This is a genomic window from Roseomonas chloroacetimidivorans, assembly GCF_049629625.1.
Taxonomy (GTDB): Bacteria; Pseudomonadota; Alphaproteobacteria; order Acetobacterales; family Acetobacteraceae; genus Roseomonas; species Roseomonas chloroacetimidivorans.
Genome location: NZ_JBNBZS010000014.1, coordinates 16,165 through 33,479, shown reverse-complemented (window position 1 = coordinate 33,479; position 17,315 = coordinate 16,165). Strand labels below are relative to the sequence as shown.

Annotated in this window: 14 protein-coding genes; 9 read left to right on the top strand and 5 right to left on the bottom strand. The window is 69.4% G+C overall.

Translation table 11 applies throughout. From position 1 onward, the window contains the following. Positions 1 to 31: 31 nt before the first annotated feature. Both ACO1BU_RS12655 and ACO1BU_RS12650 read right to left on the bottom strand, forming a co-directional pair. Positions 32 to 1,345 carry an LLM class flavin-dependent oxidoreductase gene (locus tag ACO1BU_RS12655; RefSeq protein ID WP_424136310.1) on the bottom strand — a complete coding sequence of 438 codons (1,314 nt, stop codon included), beginning with the start codon at positions 1,343 to 1,345 and terminating at the stop codon, positions 32 to 34. Positions 1,346 to 1,493: 148 nt separating this feature from the next. Further along, a complete protein-coding gene (locus ACO1BU_RS12650) occupies positions 1,494 to 3,329 on the bottom strand; it encodes a helix-turn-helix domain-containing protein (RefSeq protein ID WP_424136309.1) in 1,836 nt (611 codons plus the stop codon). A 626-nt stretch (positions 3,330 to 3,955) separates the two neighbouring features. Between ACO1BU_RS12650 and ACO1BU_RS12645 the strand changes: the two genes are divergently transcribed. Beyond that, complete coding sequence (locus ACO1BU_RS12645) at positions 3,956 to 4,516, top strand: hypothetical protein (RefSeq protein ID WP_424136308.1); 561 nt, start codon at positions 3,956 to 3,958, stop codon at positions 4,514 to 4,516. A 138-nt stretch (positions 4,517 to 4,654) separates the two neighbouring features. Further along, on the top strand, positions 4,655 to 5,026 hold the full coding sequence (locus ACO1BU_RS12640; protein WP_424136307.1) for an HPF/RaiA family ribosome-associated protein: 372 nt from the start codon (positions 4,655 to 4,657) through the stop codon (positions 5,024 to 5,026). A 139-nt stretch (positions 5,027 to 5,165) separates the two neighbouring features. On the opposite strand, the gene ACO1BU_RS12635 is transcribed toward ACO1BU_RS12640, so the two are convergent. Continuing rightward, positions 5,166 to 5,420: a hypothetical protein gene (locus ACO1BU_RS12635; protein ID WP_424136306.1), complete on the bottom strand. Its 255-nt coding sequence runs from the start codon at positions 5,418 to 5,420 to the stop codon at positions 5,166 to 5,168. Between the two features lie 242 nt (positions 5,421 to 5,662). Here ACO1BU_RS12635 and ACO1BU_RS12630 point away from each other — a divergent pair, with 242 nt between their 5' ends. Continuing rightward, positions 5,663 to 6,916, top strand: coding sequence for a class I SAM-dependent methyltransferase (locus ACO1BU_RS12630; protein ID WP_424136305.1), 1,254 nt, complete (start codon positions 5,663 to 5,665; stop codon positions 6,914 to 6,916). 61 nt (positions 6,917 to 6,977) lie between these two features. After that, positions 6,978 to 7,493, top strand: a complete 516-nt coding sequence (locus ACO1BU_RS12625; protein ID WP_424136304.1) for a YdcF family protein — start codon at positions 6,978 to 6,980, stop codon at positions 7,491 to 7,493. Between the two features lie 39 nt (positions 7,494 to 7,532). Here the strand turns inward: ACO1BU_RS12625 and ACO1BU_RS12620 are convergent, their stop codons facing one another. Beyond that, positions 7,533 to 7,856: a TIGR02300 family protein gene (locus ACO1BU_RS12620; protein ID WP_424136303.1), complete on the bottom strand. Its 324-nt coding sequence runs from the start codon at positions 7,854 to 7,856 to the stop codon at positions 7,533 to 7,535. 173 nt (positions 7,857 to 8,029) lie between these two features. On the opposite strand from ACO1BU_RS12620, the gene aroA reads away from it, so the two are divergent. Both aroA and ACO1BU_RS12610 read left to right on the top strand, forming a co-directional pair. Then, entirely contained in the window at positions 8,030 to 9,370 is a 1,341-nt protein-coding gene (gene aroA, locus ACO1BU_RS12615; RefSeq protein ID WP_424136413.1) for a 3-phosphoshikimate 1-carboxyvinyltransferase, read from the top strand. Positions 9,371 to 9,393: 23 nt separating this feature from the next. Next, entirely contained in the window at positions 9,394 to 10,041 is a 648-nt protein-coding gene (locus tag ACO1BU_RS12610) for a (d)CMP kinase (RefSeq protein ID WP_424136412.1), read from the top strand. Positions 10,042 to 10,342: 301 nt separating this feature from the next. Here ACO1BU_RS12610 and ACO1BU_RS12605 read toward each other — a convergent pair whose 3' ends face one another. Continuing rightward, positions 10,343 to 12,271, bottom strand: coding sequence for an AsmA family protein (locus tag ACO1BU_RS12605; RefSeq protein WP_424136302.1), 1,929 nt, complete (start codon positions 12,269 to 12,271; stop codon positions 10,343 to 10,345). A 299-nt stretch (positions 12,272 to 12,570) separates the two neighbouring features. Between ACO1BU_RS12605 and ACO1BU_RS12600 the strand changes: the two genes are divergently transcribed. The 3 genes from ACO1BU_RS12600 to ACO1BU_RS12590 all read left to right on the top strand — a co-directional run bounded on the left by ACO1BU_RS12600 (position 12,571) and on the right by ACO1BU_RS12590 (position 17,306). Beyond that, positions 12,571 to 13,551, top strand: a complete 981-nt coding sequence (locus ACO1BU_RS12600; protein WP_424136301.1) for a Bug family tripartite tricarboxylate transporter substrate binding protein — start codon at positions 12,571 to 12,573, stop codon at positions 13,549 to 13,551. 364 nt (positions 13,552 to 13,915) lie between these two features. After that, positions 13,916 to 15,634, top strand: a complete 1,719-nt coding sequence (gene rpsA / locus ACO1BU_RS12595; protein ID WP_424136300.1) for a 30S ribosomal protein S1 — start codon at positions 13,916 to 13,918, stop codon at positions 15,632 to 15,634. A 139-nt stretch (positions 15,635 to 15,773) separates the two neighbouring features. Then, on the top strand, positions 15,774 to 17,306 hold the full coding sequence (locus ACO1BU_RS12590; protein ID WP_424136299.1) for a M81 family metallopeptidase: 1,533 nt from the start codon (positions 15,774 to 15,776) through the stop codon (positions 17,304 to 17,306). Positions 17,307 to 17,315: the final 9 nt, after the last annotated feature.

Sequence of the window (17,315 nt, the reverse complement as noted above, 5' to 3'; positions counted from 1 at the left end):
TGTCGCTCCTCTCTTCAATCGCGTCTGGCGATCAGCCGGCACGCAGGTTATCCCGCAGGGTGCGGCCATCATACTGCGTGCGGAACAGGCCTCGGCGTTGCAGCTCCGGCACCACGGCGCGGGCGAACTGCTCGAACATGCCGGGGAACATGGTCGGGGCCAGGACGAAGCCGTCGCAGGCGCCGGCGGTGAAGATGGCTTCCAGCCGGTCGGCGACCATCTCGGGCGTGCCGACGATTTCGCGGCCCTGTCCGCGCCTGGTCGCGGCCTCCTTCAGGCTGAGCCCTTCGGCCTTCATGGCCTGGGCCAGCAGGTCCGCCGTGCCCTGCATGCCCTGGTTGCCCTGGGGCAGCTCCGCCAGGGACTTGCCGTCGGGCAGCTTGGAGAGATCCGCACCCAGGCCCGAGGATGAGGAGGCCAGGCTCAGCTCGGGATCGATCAGGCTGTTCAGGTAATCCGCGCGCTCGCGGGCGATGCTCTCGGTCTCGCCGATCACCACGGAGATGCCGGGGAGGATGGCGCAATCCTCCGGCGGGCGGCCACGGGCGGCCATGCGGGCATGGATATCCTCGCGGAAGGCGCGCATGTCCGCCACGTCGCGCTGGGTGGTGAAGATCACCTCGGCCCAGCGCGCGGCGAAGTCACGGCCCCGGTCGGAGGAGCCGGCCTGCATGATGACGGGGCGGCCCTGCGGGGAGCGGGGAATGGAGAGCGGGCCGCGCGTCCTGATCCAGCGCCCCTCGTAATTCGCGTATCGGACCTTGGCGGGATCGGCGAGCAGGCCGGCCTTCTTGTCCAGCACCAGCGCATCCGGGTCCCAGCCTTCCCAGAGCGCGAAGCAGGCCTCCAGCACCTCGTCCGCCCGGTCGTAGCGCAGCTCCTTGGGCGGAAGTTCGTCCATCCCGGCGTTGCGGGCCTCCAGGTCGGTGGCCGAGGTGACGACGTTCCAGGCGACGCGCCCGCCGCTCATCACATCCAGCGATCCGAGCCAGCGGGCCAGGTGATAGGCGGTGTGGAAGCTGGTGGAGAGGGTGGCGCCGAGGCCGAGATGGCGTGTGGCCGCGGCCATGACCGGCAGCACCACGGTGGGATCGAGGAAGCTGATCTGGCCGCCACGGCGGAGATAGGCGTCGTAGCTGCCGCCATGCACATCGTAGAGGCCGAAGAGGTCGGCGAAGAAGCAGGCATCGAAGCAAGCCGCTTCCAGAACCCGCGCGATGTGCTCGTAGCGGCTGGGCTTCAGAATGTCGTCCAGGGTGGATTCCGGGTGCCGCCAGCCGCCCACATGCATCGCGGTCGGGCCGGTCTTCAGATAGGCAACAAGATGCATCCGGCGTTGCGGCATGGGCTTGGTCCTCCCTCAGGCGCCGCGCGGCGGGCGGCGCGTCAGAGGGCGCGGGGAGCCGGGCGGGACCTGTTGCATGGGCAGAGCGTGGCACGTGGCCGAAGCCTGATGCATCCACCGTTTCCTAGGACGACGCAGGCAGGTCATCCTAGGATTCGTAGGAGGCGGAGCCGAGCGCTGTCAGTCGCACAGCGAGGGAGAGGCGGAACCGCGCCTCCGCATCCTCCAGATTCAGCCCGAAAAGTTCCTCCAGCCGCCGCAGCCGGTAGCGCAGGGTGGAGACATGGATGCCCAGTCGCTCGGCCGTGGCCTGGTAGCGGCAGGCTTCGTCGATGAAGATGGTGGCGGTTTCCAGCAACCCGCCGCCATATTGGGCCTCGTGCCGGCGCAAAGGCCCTAGCGTGCCTTCCACGAAGGCGTGGACCAGCGCGCCATCCAAGGCTGAGAGCAGCAGGGCGGAGGGACCGAAATCCTCCTGCCGCACCAGCCCATCGCGCCCGAACATCCGCGCGAGGTCCAGCACCCGCCCGCATTCCGCCCAGGCTGGGCCGTAATGTCCCGGCGCGGTGCAGACCGGCCCGCAGGCCACCACGGGCCGCACGCCCCAGCGGGCCCGGATCGGCGCCACGAGCAGCCGGGCCAGCACCGCGTCGGACACGGGGCCGGAGGATTCGGGTACAAGCACCGCAACGGCCTCGCCCTGCTCGATGGCGACAGCGCCTGGCAAAGCGCGGGCGAGGCTGCCAGCGACCAGGCGCCGCACCTCCGCGGATACTCCGCCACGCCGGGGCAGGGCGATGGACAGCAGCCGTGTCGGACAGCCGAGATCCAATCCGAGGCGGGTCGCCCGCGCCTTGATCCGTGCTGGATCTGCGGCACCGGTTCGGAAGAGTGCCTCCAGGAACTCCGACAGGTCCCGTGCCGCCCATTTCGCCTCGGCATGGTGACGCATGACCTGGGCGCCGAGCGCGAAGCGCACCTCCTGGGCGGCCACCCGGTCCAGGCTGTCCATCACGCCCTCTCGCGGGAAGATCAGCAGCAGGCCGGCCGTTTCGCCCTCTACCCGCAAAGGCTCAACGACGACCGACAATCCGCGGGGCAAGCCGAAGGAGGAGAGGTCCAGCGACACCACCTCTCCCGGCGCCGCGCCTTCCGCCAGGCCGGCCAGCACCGGGCCTGCCGCACCCTGGACCAGTTCGCGCCAATCGCGGTCGTCCAGTGCCTCGGGCAGGGGGGAGCCACGGGCCAGGGCTTCTCCGGTGACGAAATCCAGGATCAATACGGGGTGCGGCAGGATGGCTGCCGTCATCCCCGCCACAACCGAGAGCGATGCCCCTTCCAGCACCAACTCCATCAGGCCGGCCCCGGCCTCCAGCACACGCCGTAGCCGTTCGCTCTGCCGCTGTTCGCGCTGGAGATGTTTGACCTTCTGCACGGCCAGGGCGACCAGATGGGCGACCGTCGTGAGGAAGTCGAGTTCCTCCTCCGTTACCTTCGTCCGCTCGCGTGTGTGGAGGGAGAGCACCATCTCGTGCTCCTCGGCATTGGTGCAGCCGAGGGGAAGCAGGACGACGGTTCGATAGCCGCGGGTCCGGGCATCCTCCTGATAGCCCGGAAAATCCTCGGAGCGCTGGGCGTCCTCGATCACCATGGGCCGGCGCGTCTCGGCGACCAGCGGCGCGGGGCTGGTCGCCAGTGCCCAGCGGCGGGGCCGGCCTGGGTGCAACCCGTCCGGGTCGTAGCCGGTGACCATTTCCGAAAAGCCGCTCTGCCGGTTGATGGCCATGATCCCCCCTCTTGGCCAGGGCTCTCCTCGGCACACCGCCAGCAGCACCCGATCCAGGATGGTCTCAATGTCGCCACCGGCATTCACGGCGCTGGCGATGGCCCGCAGCCGTTCCAGCCTGAGCCCCGCGGCCGCCTGCTCGGCCGCCGCTGATCGGCGGCTGTGGGTTCGTGGAGCGTGTAATCCGGCATTGGACATAGCGGGAGCTTATCCTGGCCCACCGTATGGGCGAGTGCTGCCGGCCGGCGCAGCGGCTCAGGGCACCGGCAGAGTGGGCCGGGGTGGCAGGCGCGGCGGATCCAATTGGCCCCACGCCGCTTCAGCGCGCGCCTGCGGGGTGGTGCATCCGCTTCAGCATCCTGACGGAACCGGCCGTCTCCCCCCATGGGGCCGCTCGGTGTGGGGCCAAGGCGCCGCGAACCGGCCTAAGAAATTGTTGCGCCTGGCTTGGGCTACATCGGCCTGGCACCGGCTTCCCTCTGGGGGGGGGGTACGGAGCTTCTGGCCCAGGGTCTGCCCGTCCATTGGAAGGTTGGGAAAGTAATCTTAATCCCGCCCGGACGGAAGAAAGCCCGACAGCGTCGCGAGGCTGGCCCTGCCCATGGCGGCCCGATTGGGGCGAATTGCGGCGTCCTTGCGGTTGCGAACACCTCAGATCTGCCACAGCGGGGAGCTACCCGAGTGGCCCATGCAGATTTTCCTTGAAGTCACGAATGCGTGATGTCATGCGTCGCCCACTCACTCACGCGGCCGTGATTGGGGCGGGTCAGGCTCCGTTGTCCTGCCTGTGCGGTGTATCCTTTCCCGACCAAGGTGTTGTCCTAATGTCCACCTCCGACTCCTCCGATCCAGGGGCCGAGCGTTCCGGGTCGCGCCGGGACCCGGAGCCCGGCAGCGGGCTCAGTGCTGAACAGGTCGCACTGCTTCAGGAGCTGTCGCGCACCTCGCAGCAGCTTTTCGAGGCGTTCAGCCGGCAGCCACGGGAAGGGTCGGTGCCCCAGCCCCAGGCGGCCAGCCCGGGTGAGGGGCAGGGCTTCGCAGACGGCCTGAAGAAGGTGCTGAAGCTCCGGGCGCGGCGGCGCCGCACGCCGGAGGGAGAGGTATTCGAGTGGCCGGCCTGGGACATGCTCCTGGACCTCGCGGCCGTCCGGGCGGAGGGGGGGCATATCTCCGTTTCGGCGGTCTGCATCTCTTCGGGGGCGCCGCAAAGCACGGCTCTGCGGAAGCTGGCGGGGTTAGAGAGCGCGGGGCTGGTCACCCGATACAGCCATGGCGAGGATCAGCGCCGGGTGAATGTCGGGCTGACCGATAAGGGGCTTCAGCTCGTCAATGCGACCCTGGCGGACGAGATCGCCATCATGACCGGCACGGACGCGTTCCTTTAGGCACGCTGGGGGCCTGGCCTCCCGGTTCCGGAGCGGGCAGCCCGGGCCGATAGGGGCGGAGCCTGGCTGGGCTCGGGACAACGCCTTGGCCGGATGCGCGTTTAACCCATCCACCTGTTGTCTTGTGGAGGGAAATGAATGGCGGCTCCTGAAGGTGTGGACACCTCGCGCGAAGGCCGGATCATCATATCGGGCCATCAGACGGATGTCGGAGAGGCGTTGCGGACGCACGCGACGGAGCAGCTTTCCCGGCTCTCGGCCAAGTATTTCAACGGTGCCGAGGATATCACCGCCACCTTCTCGCCGGGCGGAAAGGGTGTCGGCTTCGGCTGCAATGTCCGGGTGCATGTGGGGCGCGGGCTGTTTTTCGACGGGCATGGCGAGCATGCGCGCAATGCCTATACGGCCTTTGCCTCGGCGCTGGAGCGGGTCGCCAAGCAGTTGCGGCGGCAGAAGCGGGCGCTTCGGGAAGATAAGCCGGTGAATGCGACGAAGGAGGGTTTGCTCTAGGGCGAACCCGCCGGGAGGTTTGGTCCGCTCTTCTGGTAGGGTGGTGCGGACCTCCCCACGCAAAAAGGGCCACCGGCATTGCCGGTGGCCCTTTCGGCTTCAGCGCTGTGGGGGGCTTTTCAGCGCCGTCGGGGGATGATCAGGCGTGCTGACCGCCAGCGCCGGTGGCACCGCTCTGCTCGAGGGACTCGAGGGCGGCTTCGCCCTGGGTGCGTGCGGACTGGCCGGCCAGCGGGGTGCGGCTCTCGGGATGGGCCTGCGCCCAGGAACCAACCGCGGTCGGGCCGGCGATGTACTCGCCATCAGCGAAGGCATGGCCGGCAGCCAGCGGGCTCATCAGGGCAGCGGCGAGGCCAAGTGTCCGAAGGGCGCGGGAAAGATTTACGGAAAACATGTTTTTATTGCCTTAGTATGCTTGGCGGCGGCGTTCATCGTCGTCGTCTTGTTGGGGGTGATATAGTCCCCGACCCAGGCCCGCTCCATATGGGGGCGTGGATACAGTGTATTCGTCTCATGAATAGTAACGGGGTTGCCCGTTACGCCCAGGGCGGCTTCGGCGGTTCCGGAATGGCACGAATCGGACGCGGCGGCGCGCGACAATTGGCACGGGAAGGCGGCGGCCCTATTCCCCCGGCCATGCAGGACGCGACCGACGCCCAACTTGCCGCCCAGTACGAGGCGCTTCCCTATCCCGCCCGGGACCCGCGGGACGAGGCGAAGCGGCTGATCGTCGGCAGCCCTTCGCATCTGCTGGAGGTGGATCACTGGATCTTCGGTTCGAAGCGGCCGGCGGAGCAGCCCCTGCGGGCGCTGGTGGCCGGAGGCGGAACCGGGGACGGGGCGATCATGCTGGCGCAGCAGCTGGCCTGGGCCGGGCGGCCGGGTGAGGTGGTGTGGCTGGACCGGTCCGGCGCGGCGCGGAAGGTGGCGGAGGCGCGGGCGGCGGTGCGGGGGCTGACCAATCTCCGCTTCGTGGAGGGGTCGATCCTGGATCTGCCGGATCTCGGCAAGTTCGATTACGTCGATTGCTGCGGCGTGCTGCATCACCTGCCCGATCCGGCGGCGGGGTTGCGGAACCTGGTCGGCATGCTGGCGCCGGGCGGCGGCATGGGGATCATGGTCTATGCGCCGCATGGGCGAACGGGCGTGTACATGCTGCAGGATGCGCTGCGGCGGCTGGCCCCCCCCGGGGAGCCACCCGCGGCGCGCGTCGATATCGGCAAGCGGGTGATGCGGCACCTGCCGGAGACGGCCTGGCTGCGGAAAAATCCGTGGATCACCGATCATTTGCCGCTGCCGCAGGGCGGGGGCGATCCGGGGCTGTACGACCTGCTGCTGAATCCGCGCGACGTGGCCTTCACGGTGCCGCAGCTGGTGGAACTGGTGGAAGGGGCGGGGATGCGGATCGCCTGCCTGGTGGAGCCGCTGCGCTATGATCCCGATCCGCTGCTGCCGGACCCGAAGCTGCGGGCACGCACCGCGGGGATGAGCATGATCGAGCGCGCGGCGCTGGCGGAGTCGCTGGCCGGGAATATGGGCGTGCACATCGTCTATCTGAGGCGGGCCGAGGATCCGGAGGTGAAGGCGGATTGGGAGGATCCTTCCGCCGTGCCGGTGCTGCGGTCCCATGACGGGCCGACCGTGGCCAAGGGGGTTCGGGGCGGGAGCCTGCCGGTGAGTTTCGATGGGATCCGCGTGGTGCTGCCGATGCCGCCGCTGGCGGCCGCGATTCTTTCGCGCGTGGATGGGAAGCGGAGCTTCGCGGAGATCGCGCGCGAGGTGGAGGCGGGGGGCGCGAGCCCGGCGCAGGTGCAGAAGGACATGGTGGCGGTGATCGCGGCGATGGGACCGATGAATCGCCTGCTGATCGCCGCGCCGCGCCGGACATGAGGGCTTCCGGGCAGAGCGGTGCCGGCAGGGCGCCGGCAGAAATAGAAGGGGGGCCGGGGGGATGCGTTCCCCCGGCCTTTTTCCTGTGACCCGGGCCATCGTGATTTTCGGCGCGGCGGTGCGCCCCGACAGCCGCCCCAGCGAGACGATGCGGCGGCGCGTGACCGCCGCCGTGGAACTGGGCGAGGCGCTGGGGGGCGATGTGATCTTCGTGCCGACCGGCGGACAGGGGCAGCACGGGCCGGCCGAGTCCGCCGTGATGGCGAAGCTTCTGCGGGACTGGGGAATCGACCCGGCGCGCATCCTGGAAGAGCCGACGGGGACGGATACGCTGTCCTCCGCACGCGCCGTGGCGGCGATGCTGTGGGGACGGGCGGAGGCGGTGCACCCGGTTTCTTCCGGGTATCACCTGCGGCGCTGCGCGGTGCTGCTGCGGCTGATGGGGCTGCCGGTCGCGCGGGGGCGAGCGGCGGCGCCGGGGCCGGGATTCAGCGACTTGCGCTGGCGGCTGCGGGAGGTGCCGGCGCTGCCTTATGACGCCGCGCTGGCGGTGTGGCACCGCCTGCGCGGAGGGTGACCATGGAGGCCGGGGGTGTTGCCCGGCCTCCGCAGGCGGTCAGCGCTCCTCGTCGTCCTCGCGGGTCTCGACGTCGAGTTCCTCGCCCAGATCCTCCTCGGGATCGTCCGCGTCGTCGAGGTCGTCGGCCACATCGGGGTCGGCGTCATCCACCTCGATGTCATCGGTCTCGGCGCCCTCCACGACGACGGCGCGCTTGCGGACCTTCTCCTCGGGCGGCGGGGCGGCGCGGCGGGCGCGGGGCTGTTCGGCGGGCTGTTCGGTCCCGCATTTCGGGCAGACGGCGGGCGTGCGGGTCAGGTCGTAGAAGCGGGCACCGCAGGCGACGCAGGTCCGCTTGAGGCCAAGTTCGGCAAGGGCCATCAGGGAAGCCTCGGATGGGCCCGCGGAGGGCGGACCGGGGTGTGCGAAAGGGCGGCGCGCATTGCCATGGGGGCCGGGGCGTGTCAAACGCCGCGACCCCAATTCCGCCGCAAATTTTTTGGGGGCCAGTGCCGCTGATGTCCGATCATGTCCCGCCTCCGGCTGTGGTTCCGATGCGGGCCTCGGCGCCCCGACATGGGCGGGGGCTGCAGGGGCGGCTGACCGTTCCCGGGGACAAATCCGTGTCCCATCGCGCGCTGATGTTCGGGGCGCTGGCGGTGGGAACGACCGAGATCACCGGGCTGCTGGAAGGCGAGGACGTGCTGCGCACGGCGGCCGCCATGCGGGCGCTGGGGGCCGAGGTGGAGCGTATGGCGCCGGGGCATTGGCGCGTGGCCGGGCGAGGCGTGGGCGGGCTGGTGGAGCCGGCCGATGTGCTGGACATGGGCAATTCGGGCACGGCCGCGCGGCTGATCTGCGGGCTGCTGGCGGGGCATCCGATTTTCGCGGTGCTGACGGGCGATGCTTCCCTGCGGAAGCGGCCGATGAGGCGGGTGACGGAGCCGCTTGCGGCCTGTGGCGCCCGATTCGCGGGACGGTCGGGCGGGCGGTTGCCGCTGGCGGTGGAAGGGGCGGCGGATCCGTTGCCGCTGGATTACGAGGTGCCCGTGCCATCCGCCCAGGTGAAATCGGCGGTGCTGCTGGCCGGGCTTTGCGCGCGCGGAACGACGCGGGTGGTGGAGCGCGAGGCCACGCGCGACCATACGGAGAACATGCTCCGGCATTTCGGTGCGGCGGTCCGCGTCGAGGCGGAAGGGAATCGGCGGATCATCGAGCTGGACGGGCAGCCGGAGCTGCGGGCCGCACCGGTGGTGGTGCCGGCCGATCCGTCCTCGGCGGCTTTTCCGCTGGTGGCGGCGTTGCTGGTGCCGGGTTCCTCCGTGACCGTGGAGGGGGTGGGGCTGAACCCGCTGCGGACCGGGTTGTTCCAGACTCTGCGGGAGATGGGGGCGTCGCTCACCGTCTCGAATGAGCGGGTTGAGGGCGGGGAGGCGGTGGGGGACATCACCGCGGCCTTCTCTGAGCTGCGCGGGGTGGATGTGCCGGGCGCGCGGGCGCCTTCCATGATTGACGAGTACCCGGTGCTGGCGGTGGCGGCGGCCTTTGCGCGGGGAACCAGCCGGTTCCGGGGATTGGCGGAGCTGCGGGTGAAGGAGAGCGACCGGCTGGCCGCGACCGTGGCGCTGCTGGCGGCGAACGGGGTGCAGGCGGTTGTGGAGGGCGATGACCTGGTCATCGCGCGCGATGGGTCGCCGGTGCCCGGCGGCGGGGTGGTCGAGACGCATATGGACCACCGGATCGCCATGTCGGCCCTGGTGATGGGGCTGGCCTCGGAGAGGCCGGTGGCGGTGGATGACTCCGCCTTCATCGAGACCTCCTTTCCGGATTTCATCGGGATCATGAATCGGATTGCGGGCGAGGCGGTCATGGTGCCGCCGGGAAGCGGCGCGTGAGCGGCTCGGCCCCGGACGGGACCATGCCGGAGGGGCTGACAGAGCCCGTGGTGATCGCGGTGGACGGGCCGGCGGCGGCGGGCAAGGGAACGCTGGCGCGGCGGCTCGCGGCCGAGCTGGGGCTGCCCTATCTGGACACCGGGCTGCTGTACCGGGCGGTCGCGCGGCGGGTGCTGCTTTCCGGCGGGCTGCCGACGGATGCGGCGGCGGCCGAGGCGGCGGCGCGGGCGCTGACACCGGCCGATCTGGCGCGGCCGGATCTGCGCGGGCCGGATGTGGACCAGGGGGCGAGCCAGGTGGCGGCCCAGCCGGCGGTGCGTGCGGCGCTGCTGGACTTTCAGCGGAACTTTGCCGCCCGGCATGGCGGGGTGATGGATGGGCGGGACATCGGAACGGTGGTCTGCCCGGATGCGCGGGTGAAGCTGTTCGTCACGGCCTCGCCCGAGGCGCGGGCGCATCGGCGCTGGCTGGAGCGGCAGGCGCGTGGAGAGGCTGTGCCGCTGGAGGAAGTGGCCGCGGAGATGGCGGTGCGCGACGCTCGGGATGCCGCGCGGGATGTGGCGCCGATGCGGCCGGCCGAGGATGCGGTGCTTTTGGACACGACCGGGCTGGATGCCGAGGCGGCGTTCCGCGAGGCGCTGCTGCTGGTGCAGGCGCGGCTGGACGCATAGGACGTGTTGCGGGCTTGACCGGTGGTGGTGCCTGCGCCCGGGGCTGAGCGCCGCCCTGGGCGAACAGCGATGATGAATCCGGCCGGGCGCCGATGACGGCTTCGCGCCTGTCCCGGACGCGGCGGCAGGGTGTGGAGAGGGCCAGGCCGGACGTTGCTGGCAGAGCCCTGAGGCGGTCGGTGCCGGGAGGTCGTGCAGGACTGCCTGGGGCCGCAGGGCGCCACGGAGGAGAGGCGGGCGAGCCTATGCGGCGTTGCAATCGTGGCAAGGCCCCTCGGGCTGATCGATGAGGATCGGCCGCTTAGCCGCGCCTCGCCCGACGAACCAGCCTTTCGCAGCGTGGATCGTCCCCGATGCCCAGCTGGACCGTCGGCAGTGCCGAGAAAAGGTCAGCAATGGCGCCGCCCGTCCCTTCGGGGCGAGCAGGCGCGGCGTTCGGTGCCTTGAGGCTTCCGCTAATCAGGAGTGCGGTGGGCAGGACGCCGATCGTCAGGCGCTTTGACTCCGTCCGCAGACGGATCTGTACCTGTTCACGCTTCAGGTCCACGGCACCCTGGCCCTGTGTCACGGCGTCCTCCGTCTCGAGTAGCAATGCCCGGGTGGACAGCCTGCCGCGCCGCAGCTCCATATCCGCCAGGAAGCACTCGACCCGTGTACGCTGCTCCCCGCCCAGGGAGGTGAGCAGGGCGCTGCCAAGGCGTAGTCCTGCCAGATCCACCAGGAGCTTGCTGAGGTCGCCATCGGTCATGGAGAGGGTCAAGGCGCCATCTCCATTTCCCAGGATCTCCGCCAGGGAGCGACCAGTGCCTTCGACACGGGCCGTCCCGCTCAACGCCCCTCTCCCCTGGTGACGGCCTGTTGTCTGCATGAGCCGGGCAAGGTCGAGCCGGTCGAAGCGGATGTCCGCCCGGCCATTCACGGCCTCCTCCGATTTGGGCGATAGCTGGATGTCGCCGCTGATCCGGCCTTGCCCGACCTTGAAGCTCAGGGGCCGCAGGGCGACGGCGCCGTCCACGATCTCCAGGCGCATGGCCAGGTCATCGAAGGGCATGGAGCGCCCTTTGATGCTCTCGGCCCGATAGACGAGATGCGTGTCGGCCCTTCTCAGCCGCTGCATGTTGATCGGCTTGCTCGGCAGTAGGCGTGAACTTGAACGTGCGGCCCTGCTGACCTGCTCCGCCCGCTCTTGCTGCTCCGGGGTCTGGCCGGGCGTTCCGGGCGGCCCTGGCTCGCCAGTGATCAGGCTGGTGATATCGCGGAGATCGGCGCTTCGGGATGAAAGATCGGCCGTGATCAGTGGCCGCTCGCGCCCTTTGATGACTGTCAGCGTTCCCTGGACGTCGCTCTTCCCCATTCGCCCGCTGATGCCGTTGAACTGGAACCGGTTCTCCAGATAATGCAGCTTCCCACGAAGGTCGTAGGGAGGGGTGTGCGGCAGGCTAACGCCGGTGAGCGGAGCCAGCCGTGCCATGTCCGGACCGCTGATGGAGAGATCGAGGGCGGCAGTCCGAGGCTTCAGGGGCTGTTGCACAAGGCCGTTTGCCGAAGCCCGTGTGGGCCCGTTCGTGAGATCCAGATCAAACGACCAGGAGGCCGATGGCTCGTGCCATTCCCTGCCCCCGCCCAGCAGGAGTGTGGCCTGGGTGGGTTCGTCGGTGTAGGTGCCGCGCGCCTCGGCATGGATTGCGTTCGGCCCCAGTTCCGAGCCTTCGACCGTTTTGATCTTCAGATCGAGCTCCGCTTGCGGGTCGGCGAGCGACACGCGCGCCTGGCCATCCTGGATACGGACAGGGCCGATCTTCGAACCGGCCAGCGTTTCGAGCAGGCGGCTGCCGAGTTCCGAGCCGTAGTTCCTGCGGCCGTCCGGCAGGGAGACAAGACGGACCACTGGCCTGGTCAGCTCGACAGAGGGGATGACGACCTCTCTCCGGCGCAGCAAGGCGCCGACCTCCAACTGCATGGCGAGCCGTCCGAGCCGGAGCAGCGGCTCCTCGTCAGTTGGAAAGTCCGGGGGGTTTCCGACCAACACCTCGTCCGCGGTGATCGTCAGCGGGCTCCCCGGGCGAAGAACGACCCGACCAACGGCGACCGGGCGCCCGAGGACGGCTGAGGCCTGCCGCGCGATGGTAGGCCCGAGCCAGAGTGGAGAGGACAGGGTGGCGACCGCGAGAAGGCAAGCCGAGGCAATGCCGGCCCAGAGCAGCCACCGCAGGACGTGCGATCGGGTCATGCCATCCAACTCGCCAGGTCGGTGCTGCCATCTTGTGCGCGGCGGGAAAGAAGAAGCGCGTCAGCGACGCCTGGGTTTGCCGACCCGTCTCCCGGTTCTGTCACATCACTGAACAGTGCTTGGGCGGAGGCGGGGAAGCTCAGTCCGCGTGTTGCAGCGACTGAGCCGGCATGAAGCGGTGCCTGTGACCGAACCGCGGGGCCTTCGGAAGGGGATGCGTTGCCGTCCACCGGGCAAGTAGGCCAGCTGCTTCTCCCATGTTACGGGCTGGCCGAAGGATGGAGTGGGGCGGTGTCGCGATGACGAGCAGACGTGGAGCAATCGGAGCCCTGGGCGGAGCGCTGGCGGTCGTGGCGCTCCGGAGTGCGGCGGCGCAGGATGCAGGCTGGAAGCCTGACCGGCCGCTGCGCGTCATCGTGACCTTTCCGCCGGGCGGCGTGATGGACATATCGGGCCGCCTGGGCGCGGATCTGCTGGGCCGCATGTTGGGCCAGCCCGTCGTGGTGGAGAACCGGGCCGGCGCGGGCGGCAATGTCGGCACGCTGGCCGCGCTGAACGCCGAGGCCGATGGCTACACCATCTTGCTGGGCAGCATGGCGATCCTGGGCGTGAACCCCGTGCTCTACCCGCGCGGCGGCGTCGATGCCTCGAAGGACTTCGTGCCGGTCGGCACGATCGGGGAGGTGGCGAACATCCTCTCTGTCCTGCCCGGCAAGGTAAGGGCCACCAATCTCAAGGACTTCATCGCCGAGGCGAAGCAGAAGCCGCTGATGTACGGCTCAGTCGGCAATGGCAGCTCCTCCCACCTGGCCGCAGCCACGTTCCTGAAGATGGCGGGCATCGAGGCGACGCATGTTCCCTATCGCGGCTCCGCCCCGCTGGTGACGGCCATGCTGTCCGGCGAGGTCGATTTCGGCTTCGACACGACGGCCACCTCCACCCCGCATATCCGCTCGGGCGCCTTCCGGGCCCTGGCGGCCTCTACCTCCCGCCGCGCCTCGGCCCTGCCGGAAGTGCCGACCTTCGCCGAGGCCGGGCTGCCGGGCTATGATGTGGGCCTGTGGACCGGCTTTTTCGTGCGTAAGGGCACGCCCGCTCCGGTGGTGGCCGCCCTGCGCCAGGCCATGTCCAGAGGCCGCACCCCGGAGTTCGAGGAGAAGCTGAGGGCCGCCTTTGTCGACCCGCTTGTCGTGCCCGAGGCTGATCTCGTGCGCTGGACGGCCGAGAGCGCGGCGCGCTGGCAGGCCGTGTCGCGCGAACTGGGCTTGCAGGCCGACTGAGTCCGAGCTGGGCGGTGCGGCGGAGATCCGCTCCGCCCTCGGCGGTTCCAGGAGGCGGGCAGGCTGCTTCCGGGCAGGCCCGGCCCCCGGCCGGTATTGCGAGGGGCCCGGGGGCAGGGAAAGCGCAAGCATTCCTTGCAGAATGCCCGGCAATGGCATAGATGGAAGCTGCGGCCGGATACCTCGTGTTTCCGGTTGCCCGCTTGCATCCCCATCCCGGGGGTGGGCGATCCCCCAGCAGGTCCGGCCAGAGGTCGGGCAAGTCGTGCCAGTCCGGCCGCGACCCCTTTGAGGGGCGGCCAGGGAATGGGGCGCAGGACCCCCTTGATGGCCTTCGGGTCGTCATTCAGGAACATATTGCTGCATGGCTTCTGCCACCACCCTCGACCGGCCGGGTGCCGGCGGCGAGGACTTTGCCTCCCTTCTCGACGCCACCCTCGGCGCTGACACCGGCTTTGCCGGTTCGGTCGTCACGGGGAAGGTGATCCGTATCGATGATGATGTCGCGGTCGTCGATGTGGGCCTCAAGAGCGAGGGGCGCGTTCCCCTGCGCGAGTTCGCTCCCCAGGGCCAGAAGCCTGAGGTGAAGCCGGGCGACCTGATTGAGCTTTTCGTTGAGCGTTATGAGGACCGGGACGGCTCTATCGTCCTGTCGCGCGAGAAGGCGCGGCGCGAAGAGGCCTGGACCAATCTCGAGAAGCAGTTCCAGGCTGGCGTGCGCGTGAACGGCGTGATCTTCGGCCGCGTGAAGGGTGGCTTCACCGTCGACCTCGGCGGTGCGGTGGCGTTCCTCCCGGGTTCGCAGGTCGATATCCGCCCCGTGCGCGATGTCGGGCCGCTGATGGGCTCCCCGCAGCCCTTCCAGATTCTGAAGATGGACCGCGCCCGCGGGAACATCGTGGTGTCGCGCCGTGCGGTGCTCGAGGAGACCCGTGCGGAGCAGCGTTCCGAGCTGATCCAGGGCCTCAAGGAAGGCATGGTGCTCGACGGCGTGGTCAAGAACATCACCGACTACGGTGCGTTCGTGGACCTGGGCGGCGTCGATGGCCTGCTGCATGTCACGGACATCGCCTGGCGCCGCATCAACCACCCGAGCGAGGCCCTGACCATCGGCCAGCCGGTGAAGGTGCAGGTGATCCGCTTCAACCCGGAGACGCAGCGCATCAGCCTCGGCATGAAGCAGCTGATGTCCGATCCGTGGGAGGGCGTGGCCGCCAAGTACCCGGTGCAGGGCAAGTTCTCGGGCCGCGTGACGAACATCACCGACTACGGCGCCTTCGTGGAGCTGGAGCCGGGCGTCGAGGGCCTGGTGCATGTCTCCGAGATGTCCTGGACGAAGAAGAACGTCCATCCGGGCAAGATCGTCGCCACTTCGCAGGAAGTGGAGGTGGTCATCCTCGATGTGGACGAGCCGAAGCGCCGTATCTCGCTCGGCCTGAAGCAGGCCCAGGGCAACCCCTGGGAAGTCTTCATGGAGCAGAACCCGCCCGGCACGATCGTCGAGGGCGAGATCCGCAACATCACCGAGTTCGGTCTGTTCGTGGGTCTGGCGCCGGAGATCGACGGCATGGTCCACATGTCCGACCTGTCCTGGGATCTGGCGCCGGAGCAGGCCATGGCCCAGTACAACAAGGGCGACATGGTCAAGGCCAAGGTGCTGGATGTGGATGTCGAGAAGGAGCGCATCTCGCTCGGCATCAAGCAGCTTGAGGCCGATCCGGCCGCCGAGGTTCTGGACAAGGTCCGCAAGGGCGATGTCGTGACCTGCATCGTGACGAAGGTCGAGAGCAACGGCATCGAGGTGAAGGTTGACGAGGTCCTGACGGGCTTCATCCGCCGCGCCGAGCTGGCCCGCGACCGGAATGACCAGCGTCCCGAGAAGTTCGCCATCGGCGAGAAGGTCGATGCGAAGGTGACGGGTATTGACCGCGCTGCCCGCCGCCTGGCCCTGACGATCAAGGGCAAGGAGATCGAGGAGGAGCGCGAGGCCGTAAAGGAGTTCGGCACCTCCGACAGCGGCGCCTCGCTCGGCGACATCCTGGGTGCGGCGATCCGTCGCCGGAACCTCTCCACCGACGAGTGATCCTTCCGGGACGGGTGACCGTCCCGCTGGGAATGAATGGAGGGCCGCCCCGGTTGGGGCGGCCCTTTTTCGTTGCGGGGCCTCGACAGGCGGGCGGCACGGCGCGCAGCCTTGGCGGGCCGTGTTTCAGGAGGCTCCCTTGTCCACGCCCCGCATCGCCATCCTTGGCCTCCATCTGGAGGTGAATGCCTTCGCGCCGCTGACCACGCGGCGGGATTTCGAGGAGCTTTCCTGGGCAGAGGGAGAGCAGATCACCGAGGGCGGGCGCGCGGCGGTGACGGCGCTGCCGGCGGAGATCCCGGGCTTCTATGCGCGGATGGATGCGACGGGGCCCTGGGAGCCGGTGCCGCTGATCGTCATCGCGGCGCCGCCGGGCGGGATGATGGAGCCCGGGCTGTTTCCGGAGTTCCTGGCCACCGCGCGGCGGCGGCTGGAGGCGGCGGGGCCCGTGGACGGTGTCTATGTCGGATCGCATGGCGCCAGCCGGTCCGTGGAGGAGGCGGATACGGACGGTGCGGTGCTGGCCATGCTGCGGGAGGTGGTGGGGCCGGATGTGCCGGTCGTCGGCACGCTTGATCTGCACTGCAATGTTTCGGACCGGCAGGCCGCGCTGGCAGATATGCTGATCGCCTACCGGACCAACGCGCATGTCGATATGCGCGAACGAGCGGCGGATGCGGCGGATGCGCTGCGCGCGCGGCTGGGCGGGATGGGGCGGCCCGAGACGCATTTCATCCGCCTGCCGATGGTGGCGCCGAGCGTGACGCTGCTGAGCAGCGGCGATCTTCCTTATGCCCAGGCGATCCGCGAGGCGGCGCGGCTGCGGGAGGCAGATGCGGACCTGCTGGAGATCTCGGTGACCGGCGGGTTCGTTTACTCCGACATCCCGAAATGCGGGCTTTGCGTCTGGGCCTCGGCGAAGCCGGGGCATGGGGCAAAGGCACGGGCCTCGGCGGAGGCGATCGCGGGACGGCTCTGGGCGGAGCGCGAGCGGTTCCGGATGAATCTCACCTCCATCGAGGATGCAGTGGCGGAGGCGGTGGCGACGGGCGAGGATCCGTCGAGGCCGCGGATGATCCTGGCGGATGTGGCGGATAATCCGGGCGGAGGCGGGGGCGGAAACACCTCGGCCATCCTGGCAGCGCTGCATGCGGCGCGGGCGAAGGGCGTGGTGCTCGGCGTGTTTGTCGATCCGGTGCTGGCGGCGGAGGTGCATGTGGCCGGCGAAGGGGCGCGGATCGAGGCGGTGTTCAATCGCACGCCTTCGCCCTTTGCCGATACTTTCATGGCGGCCGCGGTGGTGCGGCGGCTTTCGGACGGGAAGGGTATCGGGCGGCGGGGAACGAATGCGGGGCGGCGCTTCGATCTGGGGCCGGCGGCGCTGCTGGAGCTGGTGGAGAGCGGGATCCTGGTCGTGCTGGGATCTCTGCGGCGGCAATGGCATGAGCCGGCCATGGCGGAGATGCTGGGCGTGGATCTGGAGGCCATGCGCTGCATCGTCGTGAAGTCGCGCGGGCATTTCCGCGCGGGCTTCGACCAACTGGCGACGGATGACCGGATCTTCGAGGTGGATGGGCCGGGGATGGTGAGCCCGGTGCTGTCACGCACGCCGTTCACGGGGCTGAATCGGCCGATCTATCCGCTGGACCAGGAGGTGGTCTGGCCAGGCTGAGCCGGGCGG